We start from the raw sequence: 15,564 nt of genomic DNA, 5'->3' as shown, positions 1-15,564 counted from the left end.
CGGGTTCAGCGCGGCACGGTGAGGGACCAGGCGCCCGGGCGCAAGGTCCAGGTGCGGCGGCGCAGCGGGCCCGTCACGGCCGCGTGGTCGGCGCGGTAGCGGAAGTCCGCACCCGACACCGTCACCGTCGCGGCCCGCTCGGTCACCGCCGCGCACCCCACCAGCCGGACCACCACCTCCGCCCGGCCGCCCGGCTCCCGGGTGACCACGGCGACGTCCTGCACCGGGTGGTCCACGTCGGCGAGCACCACCCCGTCCGCCTCCACCCTCAGCCGGTGCACCGGCCCCGGGCCCCCCGCCCCCGGCGGGCTCGGGAGCAGCATCCGGAGCAACGAGCGGTAGCTCCGTACGGGTGGGACCCCCTTCCGCACGGGCGGCGGAATCCGCAGGCCGCCCAGGACCACCCCGTCACTGTCGTCCACCAGCAGGTCACGCGCCTGCACCACCCCGTCCAGGGCGGCCCGCGCCGCCATCACCGCCGACAGCGGCACGCCCAGCGACCCCGCCAGCGTGAGGGAGTGCGCCGGCCCCACCGGAATCAGCGACAAGGGTTCTCCCGCCAGGTCACGGGAACGGTGCAGGAGCGTCACCGCCCGTAGCAGCGCCCCGTCGTCGCCCACGATCACCGGGCGTCGATGTCCCCTGCGGGCGAGCGCCCGCGCAAACTCCTCCGGCGAGTCGGGAAGAGAAACTTTCGCCGTCGCACCGGCGCACAACACATCTTTCGCGATCCGCACGGACTCGCCGTCAAGACGGCGGGCGACCGGGTCGACGAGCACGAGCAGGCCGCCTACCGGCGCGCCCGCATGGCTCATGGTGGGCTCTGGAGCCGACACCTCGGTCCTTCCTCGGGTAGCATCTTTGTGCAAGAGGCCCTTGCGCTATTGCGCCAGGGCCTTCGTCTATTCCGGGGTACCGGTCCGACGGCTCAGCCTGCGGTGTACATCGTCGTACGCCCCCTGACCTTGGACATGCCCCATCCGGAAGAGGTGTACGCCTGTGCCCGCTCTTGTGCTGCTCGGAGCTCAGTGGGGTGACGAGGGCAAGGGAAAGGCCACCGACCTGCTCGGTGGATCCGTTGACTATGTGGTGCGCTACCAGGGCGGCAACAACGCCGGCCACACGGTCGTCGTAGGCGACCAGAAGTACGCGCTGCACCTTCTCCCCTCCGGCATCCTCTCCCCCGGATGCACCCCGGTCATCGGCAACGGTGTCGTCGTCGACCCGGCCGTACTCCTCTCCGAGCTGCGCGGGCTCAATGAGCGCGGCATCGACACCTCCAAGTTGCTGATCAGCGGTAACGCGCACCTGATCACGCCGTACAACGTCACCCTCGACAAGGTCGGCGAGCGCTTCCTCGGCAAGCGCAAGATCGGTACGACCGGCCGCGGCATCGGTCCGACCTACGCGGACAAGATCAACCGCATCGGCATCCGCGTCCAGGACCTCTACGACGAGTCGATCCTCCAGCAGAAGGTCGAAGCGGCGCTGGAGGGCAAGAACCAGCTCCTCGCGAAGCTCTACAACCGCCGCGCGATCGACGCCGCCGCCATCGTGGAGGAGATGCTCCAGTACGCGGAGCAGATCAAGCCCTACGTCGCCGACACCACCCTGATCCTCAACGACGCGCTGGACGAGGACAAGGTCGTGCTGTTCGAGGGCGGCCAGGGCACCCTGCTCGACGTCGACCACGGCACGTACCCCTTCGTGACCTCGTCGAACCCGACCGCGGGCGGCGCCTGCACCGGTACCGGTGTCGGCCCGACGAAGATCAGCCGCGTCATCGGAATCCTCAAGGCCTACACGACGCGCGTCGGCGCGGGCCCGTTCCCGACCGAGCTCTTCGACAAGGACGGCGAGGACCTGCGCCGCATCGGCGGCGAGCGCGGTGTGACCACCGGTCGTGACCGCCGCTGCGGGTGGTTCGACGCCCCGATCGCGCGGTACGCCACCCGCGTGAACGGTCTGACGGACTTCTTCCTCACCAAGCTGGACGTGCTGACCGGCTGGGAGGAGATCCCCGTCTGCGTCGCGTACGAGATCGACGGCAAGCGCGTCGAGGAGCTCCCGTACTCGCAGACGGACTTCCACCACGCGAAGCCGATCTACGAGAACCTCCCCGGTTGGTCCGAGGACATCACCAAGGCCAAGACCTTCGCGGACCTCCCGAAGAACGCCCAGGCGTACGTCAAGGCGCTGGAGGAGATGTCGGGCGCCCCGATCTCGGCGATCGGCGTCGGCCCGGGCCGGACCGAGACGATCGAGATCAACTCGTTCCTGTAAACCCCCACGCCTGTAAACCCCCTTGTCCCCGAAGGGCCGGGTGCCACCACGCACCCGGCCCTTCGGCGCGTCCGGTCCGGCCCCGCCGACGTCCGTCAGGTGGAGCGGTGGATCAGGAGGAGGGTGTAGGTGCCGGTGACCGTGTCGTGGACCGCGGTCAGCGCCGGGGTGTTGCGGCTGTCGTGCTCGTCGAGGTCCGTGCCCTCGTCCCAGGTCTTGCCGTCGAAGACCGCGTGGCGCAGCCGGTCCTCGCGCGACGACGGGTACACCGCGTGCAGCCTGCCGTCGTACGAGGCCACGGCCGCCCCGCGCCGGCTCGTGTGGCCCTCGCCCAGCGGAACGGGCTTGTGCCAGGCACCGCCGTCGTAGACCGCGTGCATCAGACGGGCGTCGTCCGTACCGAAGCGGTAGACGAGGTGGATCTTCCCGTCGTGGACGGTGGCGGACAGGTTCGCCGGGTAGGGGCCGTTCTTGTTCCAGACGCGCAGCATCCCGTACACGCTGTCGCCGTCGGCCGGCTTCTCCCACGGCCCGCGTGCGGTGCGCGCCACCCTGTGGATGATCTTCCCGTGCAGCGGTGCGACGGCGAACAGGTGCAGCGCGTCCCCGTACGAGACCAGCGCCGGGGCGATCCCGTCCTCCAGGGCGACGGCGGGCGCCTCCGGTTCGTCCCCGGCGAGCGCGGTGACGGTGATGCATCGGCGGCCCGAGGGGTCGGCGAGGGTGACGGCCAGGTGGAGCTCGCCGCCGTGGGCGGTCAGGGCCGGCGTCTCGACCGCCTCGCCGAGCAGCCGTTCCTCCGTCACCTCGCCCCGCAGTACGTCCAGCAGTTCCGGCGCGTACGTGGCCACCCGCAGCGGCAGGTACCGCCCGTCCTGCTGCCGCGCGCCCCGGTGAGCGCAGTACAGCTTGCCCTCGTTGACCGCGATCGCGGGCGCGGCCGCACACGTCCGGTCGGCGAAGACCTGGTCGGCCTGCCAGCCGCCCGCCGTGCTGTAGACGGAAAGCCAGAGCTTGCGCTCGTCCTCGGCCATGCGTGCTCCTCTTCGCTCGACCGGACGGGAAACCGGGCCCGTCCAGAGGGCAACGGCGCGATGTCCCACGCCGCGAACGACCGTAGTCAGGTGGGCATCATCAGCCAACCCACCTGCCGGATACCGGCCACGCCGTAAGATCAACAAGGCCAGAACCAGGCCCCTTGGGCAGCTTTGTCCCGCCTGAGACCCTTCCCCGCCCCGCTCCCGGGACGGTTTTCGAGACCTCCCGGGCCGGCTACCAGGCGAGCTGCGAGATCTCCTCGGCGACCACCGCGCAGGCATCGGCGGCCGGGTCGATGAGCGGGAAGTGCCCGACGCCGTCCAGAAGGGTCAGGCCGACCAGTTCGCCCGCCTTGGCCGCCGCGGCGACGTACGCCTCCGCCACCTCTTCCGGGACCACGATGTCGTCCCGGCCCTGCACCACGGCCGTCGCGATGCCCGTCGGGAGCAGGGCGGCCGGGTCCGCGTACGGCAGCCGCTCGTCCCAGCACCGTTCTCCGCCCAGCAGTTGCGCCGACGCGCCACCACAGACGCCCAGTTCCTCCGCCACCGCGAAGTCCGCGATCGGCGCCAACGCCACGACGCCGCGCAGGGGCGGCGGGGTGGGCAGCCGCCAGGGGCTGCCCACCGGCAGGACGTGGCGGGCCGCGGCCCACAGCGCGAGGTGGCCGCCGGCGGAGTGGCCCGTCACCACGGTCCGGCGCACATCGGCCTGCGGGAGCGCCTCGGCCGCGAGCCGCGGCAGCGCGTCCATGGCGGCGGCGACGTCGTCGAAGGTCTCGGGCCAACGTCCCGCGACGGGACCGTCGCCCCCCTGGTGCGGCAGCGAACCACCGCGGCGGTACTCGACGTTGGCGACGGCGAAACCCTTGCGCGCCAGGAAGTCGGCCAGCGGAGTGACGTGTTGCCGGTCGTACGGAGCCCGCCAGGCGCCGCCGTGCAGAACCACGACCAGCGGGGACGGCCCCAGGGCGGTGCCGGGCGGGGCGTCACCGCGCGGGGCGTAGAAGTCGATGACTTGGTCCGGGTGTTCCCCGTAGGCGCGGGTCGCGTCCGGCTCGACCGGCGGATGGGAGAAGGCCGAAGCGGACTCGGCGGCGTCCCGTTCGACTGCGGGGTCCGTCATCGGCTCAACCTCTCGGTAACGCATGGGGCAAGGGTGAACAGGAGCAGCAGGAGTTACGTCAGGGACTCGTGTTCCGGTGTTCCGCAGAGCGGGACCGTATCAGGCCTGAACACGCCGTTACGTGGCGCCCCGAGACAATGTGGACGCGGGCGGAGCCGAAGCTCCGCCCGCGCTGTGTCGTGCCTCGCGATGTGACGTTTCTCCGCTAGATCACCCGAAGATGTGACCCAGCGTCCGGGCCGCGCGCTCCGCGTCGGCGAACGAGACGTAGAGCGGGGTGAAACCGAAACGCAGGACGTCGGGTGCCCGGAAGTCCCCGATCACGCCCCGCGCGATGAGTTCGGTCATGACCGCGCGGGCGTTCTCCGTGCGCAAGGAGACCTGGCTGCCGCGGCGGCCGTGGTCGTCGGGAGTCACCGATTCCACGGTGCCCGCCGGGACGTACGCGGCCACGCACTCCAGGAAGAAGTCCGTCAACGCGAGGGACTTGGCCCGTACCGCCTCGATCGACACCCCGTCCCAGGCGTCGAGTGCCGACTCCAGCGCCAGCATCGACAGGATGTCCGGCGTTCCCACCCGGCCGCGCGCCGCGCCCTCCGCCGGGACGTACTCCACGGTCATCGCGAACGGGTCCGCGTGCCCGTTCCAACCGGGGAGGGGGGAGTCGAAGGCGGCCTGGTGCCGTTCGGCGATGTACAGGTACGCCGGCGAACCGGGGCCGCCGTTGAGGTACTTGTACGTACAGCCCACCGCGAGGTCGACCGCGTTCTCGTCCAGGCCCACGGGCAGCGCCCCGGCGGAGTGGCACAGGTCCCAGACCGTGACGGCGCCGGCGGCACGGGCCGCGGCGGTGAGGGCCGGCAGGTCGTGGAGCCGACCGGTGCGGTAGTCGACGTGGTTGAGCAGGACGACGGCGGTGTCCGCCCCCATCGCCGCCGCGGCCTGCGAGGGGTCGACCGGGACGACCGTCAGGCCGGTCATCCGGGCGGCCGACGCCGCGATGTAGCCGTCGGTGGGGAAGGTGGAGGCGTCGACCAGCAGCCGGGTGCGGGAGGGATCCGCCAGGCGGGCCGCGCCGACCAGCGCCTTGAACAGGTTGACGCTGGTGGAGTCACCGACGGTCACCTGGCCTGGCGCCGCCCCGACCAGGGGGGCGATCTTGTCCCCGATGCGCTGCGGGGCGGTCCACCACCCGGACTCGTCCCACGAGCGGATGAGGAGTTCGCCCCACTGGCGGCTCACCACATCGGCGGTGGTGGCCGCGACACCCGCCGGGAGGGCGCCCAGGGAGTTGCCGTCGAGGTAGACGACGCCGGCCGGCAGGGTGAAGCGCTCACGGAGCCCGGCCAGCTCGTCGGCGGCGTCCAGGGCCGCCGCGCGGGAGGCGAGCTCCCCTGGGCCCGACCCGATCGTGGTCGGTGGGGAGGCCGCCGACGGTACGGAAGCCGCCGACGGTGTGGTCGTCATCGGCTCAGACATGGCTGCGCGCCGTCCACAGCTCGGGGAAGACGTTCTTCTGGGCGCGCTTCTCCAGCCACGTCACGCCCGCGGAGCCGCCCGTGCCCGTCTTCGCGCCCATCGCGCGGCGGGTGGCCACCAGGTGGTCGTTGCGCCAGCGCCACACCAGCTCGGCCACGTCGGTCAGTACCTCGCCGAGCCGGTGCAGGTCGGGCTGCCCGTCCGGATCGGCGTACAGCTCGGTCCAGACGGCCTCGACCTGCGGGGACGGCTCGTAGCGCTGCGACAGGTCCCGGTCCAGGACGGACGCGGGCACCGGCAGGCCGCGCCGCGCGAGGAGCCGCAGCACCTCGTCGTAGAGGCTCGGCTCGTGCAGGGCCTTCTCCAACTCCGCGTGGACGCGCGGGGCGCCCCGGTGCGGCACCAGCATCGACGCGGACTTGTCGCCGAGCATGAACTCCATGCGGCGGTACATCGCCGATTGGAAGCCGGAGCCCTCGCCGAGCGCGGAGCGGTACGAATTGAACTGCGCGGGGGTCAGCTGCGCCAGCGGGCGCCAAGAGGCGTTGAGTGCCTCCAGCTCACGGAGGGAACGTTTCAGCGCGTCCATCGCGGCCGGGACCCGGTCCTCGCGGAGGGCCTTCGCGGCCGTCTCCCACTCATGGACGATCACCGTGAACCACAGCTCCATGACCTGGGTCGTCACCAGGAAGACCATTTCGCCGGGGTCGTCCGAGCGGAGGTGCTGGAGGTGGGTGAGGACGTCCGCCTGGACGTAGTCCTCGTAGGGGGTGGTGCCGGCGAAGTCGAGGTTCGGGGTGTCCGAACCGGCTCCGGAGGCATCAAGGGCTTGCGACATCTCTGTCTCCTCGACACGTGCTTCCGGGTAGCGGTCCGCTCCTTCCGGTGAGGTAAGTGGAGCCCCGGTCCCCTGCTCGCATCATAAACAGGACTTCCGGGGCCCCTCTAGGCCGGCAGGCCAGGGCGTTACGCGAGCGTGTCCGCCGCCGTCTCGGAGGAGTCGCGCAGGAAGGTCGAGCAGCGCTCGTACTCGTCCTTCTCGCCGATGGCCCCGGCGGCGCGCGCCAAGGCGTGCAGGGCGCGCAGGAAGCCGCGGTTGGGCTCGTGCTCCCACGGCACCGGGCCGTGGCCCTTCCAGCCGGCGCGGCGCAGGGAGTCCAGACCGCGGTGGTAGCCCGTACGGGCGTACGCGTACGACTCGACGGTGCGGCCGGCGGCGTAGGCCTCGTCGGCGAGGGTGGCCCAGGCCAGCGAGGACGTCGGGTGGGCGGCGGCCACCTCGGCGGCCGGGGTGCCGGCGGCGAGGGCCTCGCGCGGGGCGGGTTCGTCGGGCAGGTGGGTGGGGGCGGGGCCCCCGAGCAGGTTCTGGTGAATCGACATGCGCCCAGTCTGGGGTATCGCGCCCGCTCCACGCCGCCCGGTGGTGGGCGCCCCACCACCAGAGGCGGCAGGGGTGTGCCGGGCGCACCTCCCCGCGGGGAGGCTCGGGGGCGGACGGTAGGGGGGTATTTCGACGGAGGGGGTAGCGCGTGAACACCGGCACCGGCGTGGGGATCGGCCGGCCCGACCACATGGACGAGGTCGTCGAGGAGTTGTGCGCCGCGGTGTTCGCGCCGTTGCGGCGCCGGGACCAGCGTGACCGGGGGCGCCAGTACGTACGGGGGCTGCTCGCCGCCGAGGGGCGCAAGTCGATCCGCAACATGGCACTGCAGACGGGCTCCGGCGGCGCGGCGGAGGAGCAGGCGCTGCACCACTTCATCGCCGGCTCCACCTGGGACTGGGAGCCGATCCGTACCGCGCTGGCGCACTACCTCGCCCGGTCGGCGCCGCTCGGCGCGTGGGTGGTGCGTCCGGTGGCGATCCCGCGCGGCGGTGAGCACTCGGTGGGCGTCGGGAACCGCTTCGACCCCTACCAGGGGCAGATGTTCCGGGGGCAGCAGGCCTTCGCCACGTGGTTCGCCTCGGCCGGCGGGGCGACTCCGGTGGGGTGGCGGCTGTTCCTCGGCGGCGAGGGCCCGGTGGAGTCGGCGGACTCCTACGAGGCGTGCGCGGTCGCGGGAGTGCCGGAGCTGGCCCGGCGGTCCGAGGCGGGCGTACGGCCCGTCGTGCTCGATGTCCCCGACATCGCGACCGGGGGCGCGCTGAACCGTTTCGCGGCGGCCAGGGTGCCGGTGGTGGCGCGCATCGGGCCCGGTGCGCGGCTGGGGGTGGTCGACCAGCGGCTGCCGAGTTACGGGGCGTTGCCAATGGCGGCGCGGGACATCCTGCAGAGCGTGCGGGGGATGCGGATGCCGGTGGATTGGGCGGACCCGGACCGGCCCGGGGCGCGGCGCAGCTCGCTCGTGGCGGCGGTACGGGTGTTGCTCGCGGGGCGGGAGATGCTGCTGTTCGGTGAGTGGTCCGATGCGCGGCGGCTGCCGGGGACGATGTGGATCACGGACATGACGCGGGTGGCGCCGGGAGCGCTGGTGCGGCTGACGAAGGAGGCCGGGAAGGTGTCCCGGGCGGCCGGGGCCAGCATGGACCGGGTGGGACTGAGGGACTTCGCGGGGCGGTCCCTTTCGGGGTGGCACCGGCACGTGACGCTGGCGTCGGTGGCGCACGCGGGGCTGTGGCTGACCGGAGGACTGCCGCCGGCGGCCCCGGACCCCGAGGCGAGCGCCCACCCGCGCCGCCCCTGCGCCACCCTGGCCCGCTGCTGACGCGCCGCGCGGGGTGACCCGGTACTCGGTCGGGAGGCGTATCCCTCGCCGGACGCCCGGACCGAGGTGCGTTCGTTCCGGTCACGGGCACTCCGGGCCGCAGGGCGCCCGGGCCGTCGCGGGCCCGGGTTGCGGGGCGTGCCCATCACCGGACGCTCCCGCCGCGGGGCGTACCCGTCACCCGGCGCCCCCGCCGGGGGGGCTTCCCCCACGGCCCTCCGGGCCCCGGGGAGGCAAGCCGCGGGGCGTCCGGGTCGCGGGGCGTGCCGGGGGGTTGTCCGGTGTTCAGGGTGCGGCCGGGTCGTGGCGCTCCGTCGAGCGGCGGGCGTGGAGCACCGCGCGGGTTTTGCGCAGCCGGAGCGCCATCTGGATCTCCAGGGCCTGTCCCGGCTTCTGCCAGCCCTCGCCCAGCAGTTCCGTGATCCGCTCCAGCCTCCGCGACACCGTGTTCGGGTGGACGTGCAGTGCCTCCGCCGCGTGGGTGGGGCTGCCGCCGGAGGCGAAGTACGCGTCCAGCGTCCTCGTCAGGTCCGTCAGGCGGTCCGCGTCGTACTCCAGCACCGGCCCGATCGTGGACGCGATGTAGGCCTCCACGTCGTGATCCGCGGACAACAGCAGCCCCACGAACCCCAACTCCCGCAGCGAGGCCGTACCCCCCGCCCCGTCGAGCGCGGTCAGCGCGTCCAGGCAGCGCACCGCCTCGGCGTACACACGGGCCACCTCCCCCGGCCCCCCGGCCGGCCCGGCGGCGCCCGTCGACACGGCGTGACCCAGCAGCGGCGAGAGCTCCCCGGAGACCCGATGCGCGGCAGCGGAGGCGTCCGTACCCGGCAGGAGCAGCACGATGCAGCCGCGACGCACCCCCTTGAGGCCGCCCATCCGGTACGCGTACGAGGACGCCCACGCCACCGCCCGGCCCAGTTCCCCACCCTCCGGCCGGGCCACGACCACCACGTGCGGACGGTCGAGGTCGACGCCGAGCCTCCGGGTGCGCTCCGCCAGGCGCAGGTCGAACGAGTGCGGCCGATCGAGCAGATCGGCCAGCAGTTCGTCGTGCACGGGCCCTTCCGCCGCCGCCGTACCCCGCTGGATCAGCATCAGCGAGGCCACCGACTGCGCCGCCAGCCCCAGCAGCCGTACGTCCTCCTCCGCGAGCGGCGCGGACGCGCTCAGCAGCAGCACCCCGAGGTCCTCGGCTCCCGCCAGCACCGGCGCCAGCCACACCTCGCCGGACAGTCGGACGGGGCGCCGCCCGGTCAGCGCCTGGAGAGACGCCTTGGTCACCGACTCCTCGTCCATCGCGTCGAGTTCCCCGGTGACTGTCAGCACCCGGCCGCCGGGGTCGCGGACTTGGAGCACACCGTCCAACGCGTCCGCGGTGGCGTGCGCCAAGGTCGCCAGCCCGGCTCCGTCCAGGACCAGCCCGGCCAGCCTGGCGTGGCACTCCCACAGGTAACGGACGCGTGTGAGGGCGGTGTTGGTCCGCGTGCCGAACGCCGCCAACTCGGTGACCTCGTCGCGGGTCTGCTCCAACAGTCGCGCCTTCTCCAGCGCCACGGCGGCCAGGTCGGCGAGGGAGAGCAGCAATCCGATCTCGTCCGGGGTGAACCGGCGCACGCGGCGGTCGGCCCCGTAGAGCGCGCCGAGGGTGGAGTCCCCGCGCCGCAGCGGCACCGCGATGATCGCGTGCAGGCTCTCGGCCCGGACGACGGCGTCGATGCCGGGCGCGTGCACGATGGTGTCGTCGTTCAGGTAGTCGGCGCTCCAGACGGGGGAGCGGCGTTGCTGGGCGATGCTGCCGAGGCCGCTGCCGCTGCGCAGTTCGAGCCCGATGTTGAGGGCGGTGGTCTCACCCTCCGAGGTGCGTACGTACGCGGACCCGTCCGGGCGGCTCAGGGACAGCCACGCCATGTCGAAGCCGAGGAGGCGTCGGGCCCGGCGGGTGATCAGGCGCAACAGGCCGTCGATGTCGTAGGGGGAGGTCAGGTCGTGCGCGGTGTCGACGAGGGCGGTCAGCGCCGCCTCGCGCTGCTTGCGGCGGCTCGCGCTCGCCCGGACGGAGCGGGCCAGCGCCACGGCGCGGGTGAGCCCGGCGATTCGGTCGGGGTCCGTTCCCGCGCCGTGGGCCTCGTCCAGCAGGGCGTCGTAGGCGCTCTGCGGCGCCTCCTTGGCGAGGAGTTCCAGTACGGCGAGGACGGCGTCGGCGGCGTCCCCGTCCCGCGTCCCGATGTCCCCCATACGGCGCTTCCCCCGTCCGACCTGCTGTTTTCAGCCCCGATCGTGAACCTAGGTTCCGCGCGGCGGAGGGTCAAGCACCACACACCACGGGCGAACCGCGGAGCGGGCGGGCGGCAAAAACGGCCTCGACGCGTTCCTCGGCGCGGCGCACGCCTTCCAGGAAGGCCCCGCCGGCCCGCTCCCCGCCTCCGGCGCCGCGCAGGCCGGCCAGTTCCCACCGGAGCTCAAGGCCGCGTCCCAACGCCAGTTCGGCCTCGACCCACTGCTCCAGCACCGAGCGCCGGTCGGCGTCGAGCATCGTGACGCGGGCGCCGAGCCAGGGGCCGACCTCGATGCCGTCGAGGACGGGCCCGGTCCACAGGGCCAGGGCGCGGCGCAGCCGGCGGGCGGCCTGCTCGAAGTCGCCGCGGCTCATGGCGCGGTAGCCGGCGCCCGCCTCGCGCTCGAACTCCCGGACGTCGGACCGGCCGCCGCCGGTGTCGAGAACATACCCACCGGGCCTCGCGGACAGGACGGTCTCGGGAGTGCGTACCGAACCGGCCACCAGGACCTCCGCCAGCCGTTCGCGCAGGCGGCGTACGGCGGTGTGCAGGACGGCGTGGTGGTAGGGGGAGGAGGCGCGGTGCGCCAGTTCGTCCGCGAGGACGGCCTCCGGTACGACGCGATCGGGGGAGGCGGCGAGCACCGCCAGTACGTGTCTGGCCTCGGGTGTGGGCACCGTGATCGGCACGCCGTTCTCGGTGACGCGCGGCTCTCCGAGCAGCTGAATGTCCACAGTTTTCTCCCCCTGGCCACAGGAGGCTTCGCCCCCAAAAAATAATACCCGGAAGCATCTTTTTTGGAAGGGGGGAAGGCGAGCGGAAGTGGCCTGTGGGACAGGAGAGTTCGTCAGGCGCCCAGCGCCTCCCGCAGGTCGACACCCGGTCCGCCCGCCGCGTCGACCTCGCCCGGGAACACGCGCTCGCCGCCGGCCTCGTGCGGGGATACCCGCCCGGCGTCGGTCTCGTGCGGCGCCACGCCCGTCACGCAGCCCTCCCGGCACTCGTGGGTGCCCCGGCCGCCGAAGAGCGCCCGCGCACCCCGCCCCGGGGCGGTGTCCAACCGGATCGCCACGGCCGGGACGACCACGCTCGGCATGACGTGCGAGTACAGCTCCGAGACCTGGCGGTCCATGTCCAGGCCGAGCGTCTGGGACATGGTGTTGAGACCGGCGTACGCGCCGACGATCAGCTGCGAGGGGATCGCCGGGTCGACACCCGGCAGCAACTCCCCACGCTGCTTCGCCTCCGCCAGCACATTGGTGTGCAGGGCGATCCAGGCCTGGTAGGGGGCCGCCTTGTCGAGGGCGTGGCCGGCGCGGTCGAGGGTGAGCCGGGCACTGGCCCGCATCAGCACGTCGTGCCGCAACTGGTGGCAGAAGACCATACCCATGTCCAGGAACTCCTGCGCCTTGTACTCCTGCGGCAGGGCCTGGGGCTGCCCCTGGTTCTGGGCGTCGATGACGGCCTGCGCCAGGGCTTCCTTCGAGCCGAAGTGGAAGTACAGGGCACCCTTGGTGACCTTGGCGATGTTGACGATGTCGGAGAGCTTGGCGGTGTCGTACCCGTACTCCTCGAACACCGTGGCGGCCGCCTCCAATATGGCCTGCCGGGTGCGTACCGCCCGGTCCTGCTTCACCGGCGGGCGCTCTGTTCTCATGGGTGGGCCTCTCCTGACCCCCGGATTTACATCCCCGGGAGTACGTTCTTGTGAGGTGATTCCACACCATCGCGCTGCCGCAGTCCACCGCCGTATGTCACCTCCGGCCATTGCGCCCGGAAACGGACATGCGACAGGGGCCCGACCGCCCCTCCGGGGGGGGCGGTCGGGCCCCTGTCGTGGGCCCTGTCACGGACGTCGCCGTGACGTAGGGACTACTTCAGCTTGGTGCCCGTGGAGCGCAGGTTCTTGCACGCCTCGGTGACCCGCGCGGCCATGCCCGCCTCGGCGGCCTTGCCCCAGGTGCGGGGGTCGTACTTGGACTTCGTGCCGACCTCGCCGTCGACCTTCAGGACGCCGTCGTAGTTGCGGAACATGTGGTCCACGACGGGGCGGGTGAAGGCGTACTGGGTGTCGGTGTCGAGGTTCATCTTCACCACGCCGTTCTCCAGGGCGGTGGCGATCTCCTCGGCCGTGGAGCCCGAACCGCCGTGGAAGACGAAGTCGAACGGGGAGGCCTTGCCGTACTTCTCACCGACACCGGCCTGGAGGTCCTTGAGGAGCTCGGGGCGCAGGACGACGTTGCCCGGCTTGTAGACGCCGTGCACGTTGCCGAAGGAGGCGGCCAGCAGGTAGCGGCCCTTCTCTCCGAGGCCGAGCGCCTCGGCGGTGCGGATCGCGTCCTCGACGGTGGTGTAGAGCTCGTCGTTGATCTCGTGGCTGACGCCGTCCTCCTCGCCGCCGGTCGGGGTGATCTCGACCTCAAGGATGATCTTGGCGGCAGCGGCCTTGGCGAGCAGTTCCTGGCCGATGGCCAGGTTGTCTGCCAGGGTCTCGGCGGAACCGTCCCACATGTGCGACTGGAAGAGCGGGTCCAGGCCACGGCCGACGCGCTCGGCCGAGATGTCCAGGAGCGGACGCACGTAGCCGTCCAGCTTGTCCTTCGGGCAGTGGTCCGTGTGCAGTGCGACCGTGATGTCGTACTTCGCGGCGACGATGTGGGCGAACTCCGCCAGGGCGACGGCACCGGTGACCATGTCCTTGTTGTACTGGCCACCCAGGAACTCGGCACCACCGGTGGAGATCTGGATGATGCCGTCGCTCTCGGCCTCCGCGAAGCCGCGAAGCGCAGCGTGCAGGGTCTGGGACGAGGTCACATTGATGGCGGGGTAGGCGAACTTTCCTGCCTTCGCCCGGTCCAGCATCTCGTTGTAGACCTCGGGGGTTGCGATGGGCATCTGTCCGCTCCTTGGATGTGCGGGGAGTGTGCGATTGCTGGCCCTGACCTGGGGGCGACGTTGCCGTCGCGCCTATCTTTCCAGATTCGATACCCGCCTCGACCCGGGCCCGGTGGACGTTTCACGTGAAACATCCGGCCGAACCCGGGGGCGGAGCGAAAACAGCAGGTCAACGACCACACGCCCGGAAGGACGGGTTCCGCCGGGCGTCTCGGCCCGTGGACGCCCGGCCCCGCCGCGTGCACGCCCGGCCTCCGCCGGCCCCCCGGTCGGGACCTAGGACAGGCCCAGGTCCGAGAGCTGGTAGCCGGTGAGGTAGGGCAGGCCCGCCTGCGCGATCGCGTCGGCCGCGCCGCGGTCCACGATCGTCGCCACGGCCACCACCTCGCCGCCGGCCTCGCGAACCGCCTCGACGGCGGTCAGCGGAGATCCACCGGTGGTCGAGGTGTCCTCGACCACCAGGCAGCGCTTGCCCCGCACCTCCGTGCCCTCGATCCGGCGCTGCATGCCGTGCGCCTTCTGCGCCTTGCGGACGACGAAGGCGTCCAGGCGCCCCCCGCGCGCGGCGGAGGCGTGCAGCATCGAGGTCGCCACCGGGTCGGCGCCCAGGGTCAGACCGCCGACGCAGTCGTAGTCGAGGTCGGCGGTCAGGTCGAGCATGACCTGACCGACCAGCGGGGCGGCCTCGCCGTCGAGGGTAATCCGACGGAGGTCGATGTAGTAGTCGGCCTCCCGCCCGGAGGACAGGGTCACCTTGCCGTGCACGACGGCCTTGTCCTTGATCTGCTGCAGAAGCTCATCGCGTACGTCACTCATGGCTCTGAGCTTAAAGGGACGCCGGCTCCCGCTTCGACGACAGCGCCTACGGCAGGCGTCGCCACGTCCAGGTGGTGGAGATCTCCAACGGGTCCACGGGGGTGACCAGCCGCGGCGCGGTGTTCAGGCCGTTCGGCGGGCCGGACTGGGGTTCGACGCAGATCGCCTCCGGCTCCTCGTCGTAGACGACCACCCACTCGGCCCGGCTGGTGATCTTCAGTTCCAACGCGCCGGGCCAGGTGAGGGTGACCTCCACCCCGTCGGGCATTCCGAAGCAGTCGTCCCACGGCCCGGGCTTCGGGTCGATGCGGTGGCCGCTGGGGATGTGGTCGGGGCCTCGTTCCTCCTGCCAGGCGGCGGCGAAGTCGAGCTGCGCCTCGGCGCCGCCCGGAGCGAGGTTCCGGTTGAACCAGGGGTGCCAGCCCGCCTGGGCCGGGAAGGAGTCACCGTACGTCTCCACGCCCATCGTGAGCGTCAGCGCGTCCTCGCCCAGTTCGAAGACCTGGGTCACCCGGCCGGGGTACGGCCACGGGTCGGCGAGGTCGTACGTGAACACGGCCTCGGTGTCGGTGCTGTGGGCCGGGCGCCAGGCGGCCTCGCGACCGAACCCGTGAATGGCGTGCGGGGGGTGGTTGAGCGGCAGCTGGTGGACGGTCGCCCCGTCGCGGAACCGCCCGTTCGCGGTGCGCCCGCACCACGGGACCATGGGGAACGCCCCGTACTTGGGGCCCTGCCGCAGGAGCTCGGTCCCGTCGACGCGCAGACTGCTGATCCGGCAGCCGTTCTCCTGGTCGATCGTCAGCTCGGCGCCGCCGGCGCTCAGTCGCGTACTCATACGGCCGACCCTAAACGGCCGGGGCCGTCCGCGCGGGCCAAGGTCGTCCCGCCTGAGTGGCGCCGACCGGGCCGCCTTCCGACAGCACGGCCCCTTGACCGTACGCCTGGCT

14 protein-coding genes are annotated in these 15,564 nt (G+C 72.2%); 2 read left to right on the top strand and 12 right to left on the bottom strand.

Annotated elements, in window-relative coordinates:
* Positions 1 to 5 precede the first annotated feature (5 nt).
* Positions 6 to 815, bottom strand: a complete 810-nt coding sequence (locus ACV7NM_RS17335; RefSeq protein ID WP_463413967.1) for a diacylglycerol kinase family protein — start codon at positions 813 to 815, stop codon at positions 6 to 8.
* Positions 816 to 999: 184 nt separating this feature from the next.
* On the opposite strand from ACV7NM_RS17335, the gene ACV7NM_RS17330 reads away from it, so the two are divergent.
* Positions 1,000 to 2,283 carry an adenylosuccinate synthase gene (locus ACV7NM_RS17330; protein WP_463411119.1) on the top strand — a complete coding sequence of 428 codons (1,284 nt, stop codon included), beginning with the start codon at positions 1,000 to 1,002 and terminating at the stop codon, positions 2,281 to 2,283.
* Between the two features lie 95 nt (positions 2,284 to 2,378).
* Here ACV7NM_RS17330 and ACV7NM_RS17325 read toward each other — a convergent pair whose 3' ends face one another.
* The 5 genes from ACV7NM_RS17325 to ACV7NM_RS17305 all read right to left on the bottom strand — a co-directional run bounded on the left by ACV7NM_RS17325 (position 2,379) and on the right by ACV7NM_RS17305 (position 7,305).
* Positions 2,379 to 3,317, bottom strand: coding sequence for a hypothetical protein (locus ACV7NM_RS17325; RefSeq protein WP_463411118.1), 939 nt, complete (start codon positions 3,315 to 3,317; stop codon positions 2,379 to 2,381).
* A gap of 238 nt (positions 3,318 to 3,555) precedes the next feature.
* Positions 3,556 to 4,446: an alpha/beta hydrolase gene (locus tag ACV7NM_RS17320; protein ID WP_463411117.1), complete on the bottom strand. Its 891-nt coding sequence runs from the start codon at positions 4,444 to 4,446 to the stop codon at positions 3,556 to 3,558.
* A gap of 210 nt (positions 4,447 to 4,656) precedes the next feature.
* Positions 4,657 to 5,913, bottom strand: coding sequence for a kynureninase (gene kynU, locus ACV7NM_RS17315; RefSeq protein WP_463411116.1), 1,257 nt, complete (start codon positions 5,911 to 5,913; stop codon positions 4,657 to 4,659).
* 4 nt (positions 5,914 to 5,917) lie between these two features.
* Positions 5,918 to 6,763 (bottom strand): tryptophan 2,3-dioxygenase, encoded by an 846-nt coding sequence (locus ACV7NM_RS17310; RefSeq protein ID WP_463411115.1) that lies wholly within the window; start codon positions 6,761 to 6,763, stop codon positions 5,918 to 5,920.
* A gap of 128 nt (positions 6,764 to 6,891) precedes the next feature.
* Entirely contained in the window at positions 6,892 to 7,305 is a 414-nt protein-coding gene (locus ACV7NM_RS17305; protein ID WP_463411114.1) for a DUF3151 domain-containing protein, read from the bottom strand.
* 149 nt (positions 7,306 to 7,454) lie between these two features.
* Here ACV7NM_RS17305 and ACV7NM_RS17300 point away from each other — a divergent pair, with 149 nt between their 5' ends.
* A complete protein-coding gene (locus tag ACV7NM_RS17300) occupies positions 7,455 to 8,627 on the top strand; it encodes an IS701 family transposase (protein ID WP_463411113.1) in 1,173 nt (390 codons plus the stop codon).
* A 285-nt stretch (positions 8,628 to 8,912) separates the two neighbouring features.
* Here the strand turns inward: ACV7NM_RS17300 and ACV7NM_RS17295 are convergent, their stop codons facing one another.
* From ACV7NM_RS17295 to ACV7NM_RS17270, 6 genes are all read right to left on the bottom strand, one after another.
* Entirely contained in the window at positions 8,913 to 10,865 is a 1,953-nt protein-coding gene (locus ACV7NM_RS17295; protein WP_463411112.1) for a helix-turn-helix domain-containing protein, read from the bottom strand.
* 70 nt (positions 10,866 to 10,935) lie between these two features.
* Positions 10,936 to 11,640 (bottom strand): AfsR/SARP family transcriptional regulator, encoded by a 705-nt coding sequence (locus tag ACV7NM_RS17290; protein ID WP_463411111.1) that lies wholly within the window; start codon positions 11,638 to 11,640, stop codon positions 10,936 to 10,938.
* 113 nt (positions 11,641 to 11,753) lie between these two features.
* The gene (locus ACV7NM_RS17285) at positions 11,754 to 12,563 is read right to left on the bottom strand and encodes a ScbR family autoregulator-binding transcription factor (protein WP_463411110.1); all 810 of its coding nucleotides are present in this window, start codon (positions 12,561 to 12,563) and stop codon (positions 11,754 to 11,756) included.
* Between the two features lie 215 nt (positions 12,564 to 12,778).
* A complete protein-coding gene (gene fbaA, locus ACV7NM_RS17280; RefSeq protein ID WP_463411109.1) occupies positions 12,779 to 13,801 on the bottom strand; it encodes a class II fructose-bisphosphate aldolase in 1,023 nt (340 codons plus the stop codon).
* Between the two features lie 276 nt (positions 13,802 to 14,077).
* Positions 14,078 to 14,617: an orotate phosphoribosyltransferase gene (gene pyrE / locus ACV7NM_RS17275; protein ID WP_463411108.1), complete on the bottom strand. Its 540-nt coding sequence runs from the start codon at positions 14,615 to 14,617 to the stop codon at positions 14,078 to 14,080.
* A 46-nt stretch (positions 14,618 to 14,663) separates the two neighbouring features.
* A complete protein-coding gene (locus ACV7NM_RS17270; protein ID WP_463411107.1) occupies positions 14,664 to 15,452 on the bottom strand; it encodes an aldose epimerase family protein in 789 nt (262 codons plus the stop codon).
* Positions 15,453 to 15,564 lie beyond the last annotated feature (112 nt).

This window comes from Streptomyces sp. Tek67B01 (assembly GCF_055231995.1).
Note: the sequence above shows the minus strand (reverse complement) of the source record. Positions and strands in the feature narration are given on the sequence as shown.

Excerpts from the sequence above, each read along its gene's own strand:
- ACV7NM_RS17335 (WP_463413967.1), bottom strand. The coding sequence starts at position 815 with ATGAGCCATGCGGGCGCGCCGGTAGGCGGCCTGCTCGTGCTCGTCGAC.
- ACV7NM_RS17325 (WP_463411118.1), bottom strand. The coding sequence starts at position 3,317 with ATGGCCGAGGACGAGCGCAAGCTCTGGCTTTCCGTCTACAGCACGGCG.
- ACV7NM_RS17320 (WP_463411117.1), bottom strand. The coding sequence starts at position 4,446 with ATGACGGACCCCGCAGTCGAACGGGACGCCGCCGAGTCCGCTTCGGCC.
- kynU (WP_463411116.1), bottom strand. The coding sequence starts at position 5,913 with ATGACGACCACACCGTCGGCGGCTTCCGTACCGTCGGCGGCCTCCCCA.
- ACV7NM_RS17310 (WP_463411115.1), bottom strand. The coding sequence starts at position 6,763 with ATGTCGCAAGCCCTTGATGCCTCCGGAGCCGGTTCGGACACCCCGAAC.
- ACV7NM_RS17305 (WP_463411114.1), bottom strand. The coding sequence starts at position 7,305 with ATGTCGATTCACCAGAACCTGCTCGGGGGCCCCGCCCCCACCCACCTG.
- ACV7NM_RS17295 (WP_463411112.1), bottom strand. The coding sequence starts at position 10,865 with ATGGGGGACATCGGGACGCGGGACGGGGACGCCGCCGACGCCGTCCTC.
- ACV7NM_RS17285 (WP_463411110.1), bottom strand. The coding sequence starts at position 12,563 with ATGAGAACAGAGCGCCCGCCGGTGAAGCAGGACCGGGCGGTACGCACC.
- fbaA (WP_463411109.1), bottom strand. The coding sequence starts at position 13,801 with ATGCCCATCGCAACCCCCGAGGTCTACAACGAGATGCTGGACCGGGCG.
- pyrE (WP_463411108.1), bottom strand. The coding sequence starts at position 14,617 with ATGAGTGACGTACGCGATGAGCTTCTGCAGCAGATCAAGGACAAGGCC.
- ACV7NM_RS17270 (WP_463411107.1), bottom strand. The coding sequence starts at position 15,452 with ATGAGTACGCGACTGAGCGCCGGCGGCGCCGAGCTGACGATCGACCAG.